Here is an 11,574-nt window from a genome sequence, read left to right on the forward strand (position 1 = left end):
CGAAGGTCAAAACAGCCGGTGGTCACGGATGGGAAGGCGGGGATGGGCAAGGTTCTTTGGTTCAAGCGTCGTTTGTTGATGGCTTCGGTGTCGACCGGTCTGGTGTCCGGGATGCTCTTCGCGAGCCCCGCGGGGGCCGCGCAAGACGAGGAGACCAACGTCCAGAATTTGCCGCCGGTCGAGGTGGCGGCGCCGCCGCCTTCGGCGGCGAGGCGCGTCTCACCGGCGCGACCGGTCGCGCGCATAGGGGCGCCGGCGTCAGCCAGCCCCAGGACACGCCTTTACGTCTACCCCACCGCGCCCGGCATCGGCAGAGGTCTTGATGTCGACAAGGTGCCGTCGGCGATCAACGCCGTCGATCCGAGCCAGATCAAGCGCACCGGTTCGCTGAACGTCACCGACGCGCTCCGCGACAACATCGCCGGCGTCAACATCACCGAGGTCACCGGCAATCCGTTCCAGCCGGATGTCGAATTCCGCGGCTTCGTCGCCTCACCCGTGACGGGCACGCCGCAGGGCCTTGCGGTGTATCAGAACGGCGTCCGCATCAACGAGGCCTTCTCTGACGCGGTCAATTGGGACCTTATCCCCACCGCCGCGATCAGGTCGGTGACGCTGGTGACCAACAATCCCGCCTTCGGCCTCAACGCCCTGGGCGGCGCGCTCAATCTGCAAATGAAGGACGGCTTCAACTATCAGGGTGCGGAACTCGATCTGATGGGTGGCTCGTTCGGCCGCATCCAGGGCTCGGCGCAATGGGGCAAGCAGGTCGACAACAATTACGCCGTCTATGCCGCGCTGGAAGGCCTGCGCGACAACGGCTTCCGCAACTACTCTCAATCCACCGTGCGGCGGTTCTACGGCGATATCGGCTACAAGGCCGGCGACAGCGAATTCCATGCCAATATGGGCGTCGCCAAGAACGATTTCGGCGCCAGCGCCACCGTCCCGGCCGAACTGCTCGACAAATATTGGGGCGCGACCTACACCACCCCGCAGACGACGTCCAACCGTGTCGGCTATCTCAATCTGACCGGAAAGGTCGATGCGACGCCGACCTGGACGCTCGAAAGTACCGCGCATGTGCGCAGGTACGAGCAGAAGCTCGTCGACGGCAATCCGACCGACGTGCAGGAATGCGCCGATCCGGCGCTGCTCTGCTTCGGCGATGACGCCACGCCCGCCAACGGCGCAGGCGGCGTGCAGCTCGCCAATCCCTTCGCACCGGGAACGATTCTCGGCGAGATCGATCGGAGCTCGATCCGTTCGACCACGTTCGGCGTGTCAGGGCAGGCTACCAACACCGATCAACTGTTCGGCCATGACAACCGCTTCGTGGTGGGCGCAGCCTATGACGCCAGCGTGACGCGCTACAACGCGACCGCCGAGATCGGCTCGATGGGTGAGAATTACGTCGTCAGCGGCAGCGGCGTTTTCCTGGGGGCGACTCCCACGGCAGATCCCGTGGCCGGCCCCGTCTCGTTGCGGACCGTCAATCAATACAATGGCCTCTACGCGATGGACACGTTCAACGTCACGGACGCCTTCGCGATCACCGGCGGCGGTCGCTTCAACGCGGCGCGGATCTCGCTGGAGGACCAGCTCGGCACCGCGCTCAACGGCGATCACACCTTCACCCGCTTCAATCCGATGATCGGGGGCACCTACAAGATCACGCCGGGACTGACCGCCTATGCCGGCTATTCCGAGGCCAACCGCGTGCCGACCCCGCTCGAGCTTGGCTGCGCAGATCCGGCCCGGCCCTGCCTCATCGCGGCCTTCCTGGTTGCGGATCCGCCATTGAAGCAGGTCGTCTCCAAGACCGTGGAGGCCGGCTTCCGCGGCACCAAGGAGCTGAATATCGGCACTCTCGGTTGGAAAATCGGCGGCTTTCGCGCCACCAACTATGACGACATCGTCGCGGTCCCCGTCGTCGGGCGCACGGGCTTCGGCTATTTCACCAATGTCGGCCGGACGCGGCGGCAAGGCCTCGAGGCCGAGGTCAACATCAAGTCGCCGACGCTCCAGTTCCAGGCGAGCTACGCCTTCGTCGACGCGCGCTTCCTCGATCCGCTCGAGCTCGGCTCGGAAAGCCCGTTTGCCGATGACGCCACCGAGACCATCCAGGTCAGGCCCGGCAACCAGATCCCCGCGATCCCGCGCCACCGCGTCAAGGTCGGCGTCGATTACGCCCTGACCGACGTCTGGAAGGTCGGCGGCAACGCGCTGTTCGTCTCCAGCCAATATCTGGTCGGCGACGAGTCCAACCAATATGCCAAGCTGCCGTCCTATACCGTGTTCAATCTCCACACCTCCTACCAGGTGACGAAGAACGTCCAGCTCTACGGCCGCGTCGACAACATCTTCGACAAGCGCTACGCGACCTATGGACAGTTCTTCGATCGCGAGGCCTTGCCCAACTTCACCAATGGCGGCGCCGAGTTCACCGACCCGCGCTCGCTGAGCCCGGCCAGGCCGCGCGCGTTCTACGCGGGGATGCGGGTGACGTTCTAGACTAGATACTCTGGAAGTGCTGGCGTCCCCTCGTGATTGACCCGTCTGTGTCGGACGTACGCCCCCGCAAACCGCCGCTTTCACTCCGCCTTCATCTTCTCGATCGGTACGGCCGCGGCGCTCGCCTGCCCTCGGCCTTTGGCCGCGCCCACGCGGTGGCGTCGCTGCACCAGATACTGATCGCCGAGCACTCCGGCCAGGATCACCGTTCCCATCACTGCGAAATTGAGCGAACTCGGAATGCCCAGCAGGTTGACCAGATTCTGTAGCATCTGGAGCAGCACGGTGCCGAGCACGACGCCGATGATCGAGCCTTCGCCGCCGCGCAAGGAGCAGCCGCCGAGCACAGCGGCGGCGATGGCGTAGAGCTCGTAGAACGAGCCGTGCACGGCCGGCGAAATCGAACGGGTGTACATCGCGATCAGGATGGCTGAAAATGCTGTCAGCCCGCCGCAAATGACATAGGCCGAGATGATCACGCGGCTGGAGCGAATGCCGGAGTAGCGTGCCGCCTCCTCGTTCTTGCCGACGGCATAGAGATAGCGGCCGAACACGGAGCGGTGCAGCACCACCCAAGCGATGATGGTCACTACGCCAAGCGCCACCACGCTGTGCGGCAGCGGAAAGCCGAGGACGTTGGTGCGGCCAGCGGCCAGCCATTCCAGCATCGGAAAGCTCGCACCGAAGCCGAACCCCGCCGTCGCGTCCTCGGTATAATAGCGTGCCGCGCCGCGATAGATCAGGAGGCCGCACAGCGTTACCACGAAAGCCTGGATCCGCATCCTGGTCACCAGCGTGCCATGAACCAGGCCGATCACGAGCCCGGCCGCAACGATGATGGCGGTTGCCACCAACCAGTCGACGTCGTGATTGACGATGAGGTCGATGAACAGGACGCCCAGCAATGCGATCACGGAACCAACCGACAGTTCGATTCCGCCGATGATGATGACGAAGGCTTGCGCGATGGAGAAGATGCCGAACAGCCCGACCTGGTTGGCGGTATTGGAGAGGTTGCCAACGTACAGGAATCTCGGATTGATGAGGGCGACGACGGTCCCGACCAAGAGGATCAGGACCAGAAGGCTCAGGTCTTTCTTGCTCAAGGTCCCTCCGGCTCAATTGCGTGACCGACGGCAAGCTGCAGCACATTGTGCTCGCTGAACTGGCTGCGATCAAGGAAGCCCGAGATCGCGCCTTCATGCATGACCGCGATCCGGTCGCTGATCCCGATCACCTCCTCCATGTCGCTGGAGATCATCAGGATCGCGACGCCGGCGTCGGTCAGACGGCGCAGCATGTCGTAGATTTCCTGCTTGGCTCCGACGTCAACGCCACGCGTCGGCTCGTCGAAAATCAGGACCTTCGGCCGCATCGACAGCCATTTGGCGAGCACGACCTTCTGCTGATTGCCTCCGGACAGAGAGCCGACGGCGGTCTCGACGTCGGGTGCGCGGATATTGAGACGCTCCCGCTGGCGCATCGCATTCTCCTTCTCGCGCGCCGTATCCACCAGCCAGAAGCGCGAATAGGACGCGAGATCGGGCAGCGAGATGTTCTCGGTGATCGAGACGTCGAGCAACAGGCCCGAGCCCTTGCGGTCCTCCGGAACCAGATAGATGCCTTGCTCGATGGCGGCTCTCGGGTTTGCGATACGGATCAGTTCGCCATCTAGTCTGATCGCGCCGCCACGCAATCGGTCGATGCCGAAGACGGCGCGCGCGAGCTCCGTGCGGCCGGACCCGACGAGGCCGGCAAGCCCGAGGATCTCGCCGCGGCGGACCGACAGGCTCACGGTGCGGTCGGGGTAGGTGTCGGTGGCGGCATCGATGATCTGGAGCACGCTGTCCCCAGGGGGGGCGGCCGGGGGAACGTAAAGCGATTTCAGGTCGCGGCCGATCATCAGGCGGATCATCGCCGCCGGCGAGAGCTCCGCGCGCGTCAGTGTGCCTACCACGCGGCCGTCACGCAGCACGACCGCGCGATCGGCGCACTGCATCACCTCGTTGAGCCGATGGGTGATGAAGATGATGCTGACCCCGTGGGCTTTCAGGCCGGCGACGATCCGCATCAAGCGGTCGGTCTCCGTGAGCGTCAGGCTCGAGGTCGGCTCGTCCATGATGACGAGACGAGCATCGAGCGAGAGCGCCTTCATGATCTCGACGAGTTGGCGCTGCGCCAGCGACAATTCAGCGAGCGGCGCATCGGCGGCGAAATCGCAGCCCAGCCGATCGAGCAGCGGAGCGACGCCGGCATGCATCCGTTTGCGGTCGATCAGCCGCAAGGGCCCGCCGCGCACGGGCTCGCGGCCGATGAAGACGTTGGCGGCGACGTCCAGATTGTCGAAGAGGTTCAGCTCCTGATGGACGAAGGCGATGCCGGCCTTGATCGCATCCGCCACGGTGAGCGAGCTTCGCGCGGCGCCGTCCACACGGATGACGCCGCCGCTCGGCTCCACGACCCCGCCAAGCACGCGCATGAGCGTCGACTTGCCGGCGCCGTTCTCGCCGATCAGCGCAATGACCTCGCCGGGCGACACCTGCAAACTGACTCGATCGAGCGCGACCACGCCAGGATAGCTCTTGCTGATGTCAATCAGTTCGAGGAACGGTCCTGACATGGCGGGCTGCGGCTCGGGCAGCGGGGATGGCTCCTATTTCTTCAGCATCTGCTTCATCGAGGCCATGAAGTCGTCGACATTCTCCTTTTCGATGACCTTGCCGGGCACGATGATGATGCCGTTGGCCGGAACACCAGACTTGTTGCCGCCGATGTAGTTCGCCATCAGCTTCATGCCCTGATAGCCCCATTCGAACGGCTGCTGTACCACCGTGCCGACGATGCTGCCTTCCTTGACGCCGCCGAGCGTGATCGGATCCTCGTCAAAGCCGATGATCTTGATCTTGTTGAGCTTGCCGGCTTCCTTGAGCACCTCGTAGATGCGCGGCGTATTGTAGGAATAAAAGCCGACGAGGCAGCTCACATCGGGCATCGCAGCAAGGATGTCCTCGACGTTGCGCTTGGCGCGGGTCTGGTCGATCTCGTCGCCGCGGACATCGACGAGCTCGACCTTCGAGCCCTTGATCGTCTCCTTCACGCCTTCGATGCGCTCGCGCGCATTGTCGGCGCCGGGTAGGCCGACGAAGCCGACACATTTGCCGCCGTTAGGCAGCGCCTTGACCATCAGCTTTCCTGCCTCCTTGCCGAGATCGGTGTTGGAGGAGCCGATATAGGCCACGCGCTTGGACTGCGGCGCGTCGCTGTCGGTGGTGAACAGCACCGTCTGGGACGCAACCTTGTTGAGGTGATCGGTCTGGTTCTTCGGATCGACCGCGCTGACCATGATGCCGGCGGCGCCGGCGGCGACGAGGTCGTCCATCACGCGCTGCTGCACGGCGGCCGCAGCCTGTTCCGGATATTTGAACTGGAGGTCGTAGTTGGGTAGCTCGCCCTGCGCCTTCTTCACGCCGGCCTCAGCGATCTTCCAGAAGTCGGATGCGCCGTTGACGACGAAGGCCAGAACCTTCTTGTCTGCCGCACCGGCCGAGCCGACACCCGATGCTATCGCGAAGGCAATAGAGACACCTGCAACCAAGAGACGCTGCATATTATCCTCCCTAAGGCGGTCGGCCCTTGATGAAGGCCAACTCTGCTTGTGCCCAAATTGGACGCACGTCTCACCCCAAGCTGCGCGGCGATCAGCCGCCATCCGCATCGTTGCGGCGGGGCCGACTCTCCGGCGGCCGGCGAGGTGAAATGAGGCACGTACCTCAAGATAGCAGAAGCACGCCGGGCGTGCAATCGGAAGCACGGTCGCGGCGCCGACCGCGAGGCCTTGCCTAAGCGCAGCAACGGTGGCGCCGAGCTCACCGACCCGCGCTCGCTGAGCCCGGCTCAGCCGCGCTCTCGGACGCCGCGTCCATTGCTCTGCTGGAGTGCTCGCTGATCTTGCAGAATATTCCGCCTCCGGCATGATAGCTTCGGAGGCCTGCTTTGCCGTGTCGTTGAAGAATCCGGATGCCGTCGCTGCGATCGTTTCAGCGCTTCGGCACGTCTACGGCGACGAGATCGCGCGACTGATGCTCGTCGAGGGCATGAGCCTCGCCGACCTGATCGATGCGATGTTTTCCGCGCCCTTGACGCACCGCGAGGCGGTTCGAGATATCACGGACGCATTGGACGATTTTGTCGTTTCACCGGACCTGGGTCTGATGTGGCATCTCAAGTACATCTATGCAGACGAGCCCGGTTCCCTCCACGTCGTGGACATGGAGATCGCAACGCCCAACGGCACGCTGGCAAGCAAGGACGTCTGGCTTCGTCTGTCCACGTAGAGGCGATAGCGCCCTGGCTATGCTTTGGTCCCGTTCCGCGCAGCGCTGTCTTTACCAATCAGAAACCATCAAAAATGATCTGAAAACTTTAACGAAACTGCCCGGCACTCTCCGCGTCAACTCGACGGAGGGCCCGCGTGATGACAGAGCATCAATTGAGAGAGCAGGAATGCCGGATCGCCCGCTATCGGCGTTTGGAGCGGGAGGTGACGGATCCGCTGGCCGCGTGTCTGCTTCACGACATCGTCGAGGAGCTCGAAGCCGAGCTGCGCAAGGACAGACCGGAATGGAACGGGCCGCGAAATTAACGCTTTCTTAGCGCTAATCATGCGGATTATGGTCGGGGAATGCCAGGGGAGACTGCTCCCATGCTGAAGGACGGGACATATGCGGCGTGGTACAAGACGCCGCTCGATCAGGGGACCGGGATCGTCCATGTCGCAGACGGACAGATCTGGGGCCGTGACAGCCTGATGACCTATCACGGCTCCTGTCAGGTCGATGGAGATCGCTTCACCGCCACCGTGTCGACGAAGCGCCATACCGACGGTCGTGCAACGGTGTTCGGCGTGGAAGACGAGCTCACTTTGGACATCGAGGGAAACTGCCCCGGCAAGATCGCGACTTACACCGCGACGGCACAACAAGTGCCGGGAATGATTCTCCAGGGAACGCTCATTCTCACCGAACCGCCGCCGGCACGTGAACAGCGAGCCGAGCAGCGCCCGGCGTTCAACCCCGCCAAGTTGCCAAAGTTGCCGAAGCGCCCGCGCTGAGCCGGGGAGCACGCGGGGCAGTTGGCCCGGCATCCATCTGTCGTGCCCCGGGCCGCGCGATTCTGCATCCGGTTTCTCCCAAAGCTTGCTTCTCAAACCGCCCTGAACTCGCCATTGTGCGCCCGCAACAGGCCCTGAAGCGGAGAAGCATCAATGTCGGACAAGGTCTCGCGTCGCCGGTTCGCGAAACTCGCGGGGCTGTCCGCAGCCGGCCTGACCGGTTCGCTCGATGCGGCCGAAGCGAGGCCGGCAGCAGCGCCGCGCGCCGGCTTTCCGGCCGGCTTCGTCTGGGGCACGGCGACCTCGTCCTACCAGGTCGAGGGCGCGGTCAACGAGGACGGGCGAGGGGCCTCGATCTGGGACAAGTTCGTGCGCATCCCCGGCAAGATCGAGGACGGCACCACTGGCGACCGCGCCAATGAGCACTATCACCGCTACAAGGAGGACATCGCGCTCATCAAGGAGCTCGGCTGCAAGGCCTACCGCTTCTCGGTGGCCTGGCCGCGGCTGTTTCCGGACGGCGACGGCAGGCCCAATCCGAAGGGGCTCGACTTCTACAACCGGCTCATTGACGAGCTCCTGAAGAACGGCATCGAGCCGTGGCTGACGCTCTATCATTGGGACCTGCCGCAATCGCTTGAGGATCGCTTCGGCGGCTGGCGCTCGACGGAGACCTGCAAGATCTTCGGCGACTACGCGGCCTATGTCGCCGAGCATCTGACCGATCGCGTCAAGAACGTCTTCACGCTGAACGAGAGCGGCCGCTTCGTCTATTTCGGCTACGGCATCGGCATCGACGCGCCGGGCCTGAAGCTGCCGCAAGCCGAGGTCAACCAGATCAGGCACAACAGCGCGCTGGCCCACGGGCTCGCGGTGCAGGCGGTGCGCGCCCACGGCCGCCGCGGCACCAGGGTCGGGCCGGCCGAGAACGTCGATGCCTGCGCGCCAGCGATCGACACGCCGGAAAACGTTCGCGCTGCCGAGATCGCGTTGCGTGAGATGAACGCCGGCTATCTCAACGTCATCATGACAGGCCGCTATACCGATGCCTTCCTGAAATTCGCCGGGCCCAACGCGCCCAAATACACCGATGCGGAGCTGAAGATCATCTCCTCGCCGGTCGATTTCCTCGGCCTCAACATCTACGCGCCGCAGCACTACGTGGTGGCGTCCGACCAGGGCGCGGGCTTCATGCCGCTGCCGATTCCGAAATCGTTCCCGCACATGAATTCGGACTGGCTGCGCGTCGGACCCGAGACGATCTACTGGGTGCCGAAGCTGGCGGCAAAGATATGGAAGACGGATGCGATCTATATCAGCGAGAACGGCGCCTCCGGCGACGACGTCGTGACGCCCGACGGCAAGATCTACGACACCGATCGCATCATGTATTTGCGCAACTATCTCGCCCAGCTCCAGCGCGCCACGGCCGAAGGCGTGCCGGTGCGCGGCTATTTCCTCTGGAGCCTGATGGACAATTTCGAGTGGGTCTATGGCCTGAACAAGCGCTTCGGGCTCTATCACGTCAATTTCGATACGCAGGTGCGCACACCGAAACTCAGCGCCAGCTTCTACCGCAACGTGATCGCGAAGAACGCGGCGGGGGCGTGATTGCATTCCTCGCCCAGAGGTCGTCATGCCCGGGCTTGTCCCGGGCATCCACGTTCTTCGTTCCATTGGCTAAGACTGGATGGCCGGGACATGGCCCGGCCATGACGTCGCCGAAGCTTCGTGGGCCAACCGCGCAACGGAAAATCCGTGCGAGTGACATCTGCAACGCTGATTGACTCTCCTCTCCCCGTTATTCAGAACTGTCCTCAACACTCATAACAAGAGGACAGCGCCCATGACCGACGCACTCATCATCGATGCCTGCCGGACCCCGCGCGGCGTCGGCAAGGCCGGCAAGGGGGCACTGTCGGGCATTCATCCGCAGCAGCTGGGCGCAACCGTGCTGCGCGCGCTCGCCGAGCGTACCGGCATCGACACCGCCGACGTCGACGACATCGTCTGGGGCTGCAGCGCGCAGGTCGCGACTCAAAGCGGTGATCTCGGCCGGATGTCGGCGCTCGATGCCGGCTACGACGTGCGCGCCAGCGCCGTGACGCTCGACCGCTTCTGCGGAAGCGGCATCACCAGCGTCAACATGGCCGCAAGCTCGATCATGGCGGGCGCGGAAGACCTCGTCATCGCCGGCGGCTGCGAGATGATGTCGATGGAGGGACGCCGCGGCTCGGGTCCGATGATGATGGACAACGGCAATCTGCGTCTGCGCGCGCGGCATCCGCAGTCGCATCAGGGCGTCTGCGCGGATGCGATCGCGACGCTGGAAGGCATTACCCGAAGGGATGTCGACGCGCTCGGGCTGGAGAGTCAGAAACGTGCCGCGCACGCGATGGCGAACGGGTATTTCAAGAAGAGCCTCGTGCCGGTCCACCGCGAGGACGGCAGCCTTGCGCTCGACCACGAGGAGTATCCGCGGCCGCAGACCACGATGGAGGGGCTGAGCAGCCTGAAGCCGGCATTCCCAGGGATCGCCGACTATGCGCTCGACGACAAGGGCACGACCTATCGCGGCCTGATCCTGCAGAAATATCCTGAACTCGAGATCGACTTCGTGCACCATGCCGGCAATTCGTCCGGCGTCGTCGACGGCGCCGCGGCGATCCTCTTGGCCTCGCCCGCTTACGCCAAGGCGCATGGCCTCAAGGCCCGCGCCCGCGTGGTGGCGATGGCGAATATGGGGGACTCGCCGACCCTGATGCTGAACGCACCGGTGCCGGCCACGCGCAAGGTGCTGGCGAAGGCCGGCTTGACCGTCGACGACATCGACCTGTTCGAGATCAACGAGGCTTTTGCGGTGGTGGCGGAAAAATATATCCGCGACCTCCAGCTCGACCGCGCCAAGGTCAACGTCAATGGCGGCTCGATCGCCCTCGGCCATCCCATCGGCGCCACCGGCTCGATCCTGATCGGCACCGTGCTCGACGAGCTCGAACGGCGCGATCTCAGGCGTGGTCTCGTCACCATGTGCGCCGCCGGCGGCATGGCGCCCGCCATCATCATCGAGCGCGTCTAGCCAATTGCTCGCACTTTCTCCCTGTTCTTACGGGGAGGAAGACCGGCGACTTCGATCCAACCCTTATTTTTCAGGGTGAATCGCGCGCTTCCTTGCACAAAGAGGCCGGTCGTCGCTTGTCGAAGGCGGCGAATCAGTTCTAGCAAGATGTCGTGCGGGCCTTTGAAACAAGGCAAAATCCGCTGCTCAAGGCTCCTTCCGCACTGGAAGTGGCTAAAATGCAGGGTTTTTTGCCACAGAGGGCCAAAAAAGCCCGTAAAATCGCGACAAAACTGTGCAGAAGGCTATAGGCCTTCGCCGGTTGGTCTAATATGCAGCCGTCACGAATCAGAGGAGACACGATGGCAACCCAAATGTCCAAATCGCAGTTGATCGAAAAGATTGCGACCGCCACAGAGCTTTCCAAGCGCGACGTCAAGAACGTCATGGAGACGCTGACCGACGTCGGTCACAAGGAGCTCAAGAAGAACGGCCTGTTCCTGGTGCCGGGCTTCGCCAAGTTCGTGGTCATCAAGAAGCCCGCGACCAAGGCGCGCAAGGGCACCAACCCGTTCACGGGTGAAGAGATGATGTTCAAGGCCAAGCCGGCCCGCAAGATCGTCCGCGCCCGCCCGGTCAAGGCGGCCAAGGACGCCGTGGGCTAACGACGCAAGGCCCCCTTGGGTAAGGGGGCCTTTTGTTTGGGGCAGCCGCGAGGACTTGAGACGGAGGGCTCAACCCTTGCGGCGCTTCACCCTGACCGGAATGGGTTGAAGCTGCCGCCCGGGCGCCGCCAGCGCATCGCGAAGCCGGTCGATCGCGCGATCGAGCATTTGGCGCAGCCGCTGCGTCTTCCGCGATCCCTTCGCTTTCTCCAGCAGTTTCTTCATCG

Annotated in this window: 11 protein-coding genes; 7 read left to right on the forward strand and 4 right to left on the reverse strand. The window is 63.7% G+C overall.

The features are described 5' to 3' along the window. The first annotated feature begins 42 nt into the window (after positions 1-42). Complete coding sequence (locus tag E4K64_RS01555) at positions 43-2,514, forward strand: TonB-dependent receptor (protein ID WP_209311925.1); 2,472 nt, start codon at positions 43-45, stop codon at positions 2,512-2,514. Positions 2,515-2,594: 80 nt separating this feature from the next. Here E4K64_RS01555 and E4K64_RS01560 read toward each other — a convergent pair whose 3' ends face one another. The 3 genes from E4K64_RS01560 to E4K64_RS01570 are packed head-to-tail and all read right to left on the reverse strand — an operon-like array spanning position 2,595 to position 6,121. Continuing rightward, positions 2,595-3,620, reverse strand: a complete 1,026-nt coding sequence (locus E4K64_RS01560; RefSeq protein ID WP_135161847.1) for an ABC transporter permease — start codon at positions 3,618-3,620, stop codon at positions 2,595-2,597. Further along, entirely contained in the window at positions 3,617-5,134 is a 1,518-nt protein-coding gene (locus E4K64_RS01565; protein ID WP_135161848.1) for a sugar ABC transporter ATP-binding protein, read from the reverse strand. The genes E4K64_RS01560 and E4K64_RS01565 overlap by 4 nt, the downstream gene beginning before the upstream one ends. A gap of 33 nt (positions 5,135-5,167) precedes the next feature. Then, entirely contained in the window at positions 5,168-6,121 is a 954-nt protein-coding gene (locus E4K64_RS01570; protein WP_126255596.1) for a sugar-binding protein, read from the reverse strand. A gap of 364 nt (positions 6,122-6,485) precedes the next feature. Between E4K64_RS01570 and E4K64_RS01575 the strand changes: the two genes are divergently transcribed. From E4K64_RS01575 to E4K64_RS01600, 6 genes are all read left to right on the forward strand, one after another. Then, the gene (locus E4K64_RS01575) at positions 6,486-6,848 is read left to right on the forward strand and encodes a hypothetical protein (protein ID WP_126255597.1); all 363 of its coding nucleotides are present in this window, start codon (positions 6,486-6,488) and stop codon (positions 6,846-6,848) included. 140 nt (positions 6,849-6,988) lie between these two features. Further along, positions 6,989-7,156, forward strand: a complete 168-nt coding sequence (locus tag E4K64_RS40135; RefSeq protein ID WP_167771740.1) for a hypothetical protein — start codon at positions 6,989-6,991, stop codon at positions 7,154-7,156. 60 nt (positions 7,157-7,216) lie between these two features. Continuing rightward, the gene (locus E4K64_RS01580; RefSeq protein WP_135161849.1) at positions 7,217-7,624 is read left to right on the forward strand and encodes a hypothetical protein; all 408 of its coding nucleotides are present in this window, start codon (positions 7,217-7,219) and stop codon (positions 7,622-7,624) included. Positions 7,625-7,777: 153 nt separating this feature from the next. Then, positions 7,778-9,235, forward strand: a complete 1,458-nt coding sequence (locus tag E4K64_RS01585) for a GH1 family beta-glucosidase (RefSeq protein WP_135161850.1) — start codon at positions 7,778-7,780, stop codon at positions 9,233-9,235. Positions 9,236-9,470: 235 nt separating this feature from the next. Beyond that, complete coding sequence (locus E4K64_RS01595; RefSeq protein WP_135161852.1) at positions 9,471-10,703, forward strand: acetyl-CoA C-acetyltransferase; 1,233 nt, start codon at positions 9,471-9,473, stop codon at positions 10,701-10,703. 341 nt (positions 10,704-11,044) lie between these two features. After that, positions 11,045-11,347: an HU family DNA-binding protein gene (locus E4K64_RS01600; protein ID WP_025037698.1), complete on the forward strand. Its 303-nt coding sequence runs from the start codon at positions 11,045-11,047 to the stop codon at positions 11,345-11,347. A 69-nt stretch (positions 11,348-11,416) separates the two neighbouring features. Here E4K64_RS01600 and E4K64_RS40140 read toward each other — a convergent pair whose 3' ends face one another. Then, positions 11,417-11,572 (reverse strand): hypothetical protein, encoded by a 156-nt coding sequence (locus tag E4K64_RS40140; protein ID WP_167771741.1) that lies wholly within the window; start codon positions 11,570-11,572, stop codon positions 11,417-11,419. Positions 11,573-11,574 lie beyond the last annotated feature (2 nt).

The organism is Bradyrhizobium frederickii (assembly GCF_004570865.1).
GTDB lineage: Bacteria > Pseudomonadota > Alphaproteobacteria > Rhizobiales > Xanthobacteraceae > Bradyrhizobium > Bradyrhizobium frederickii.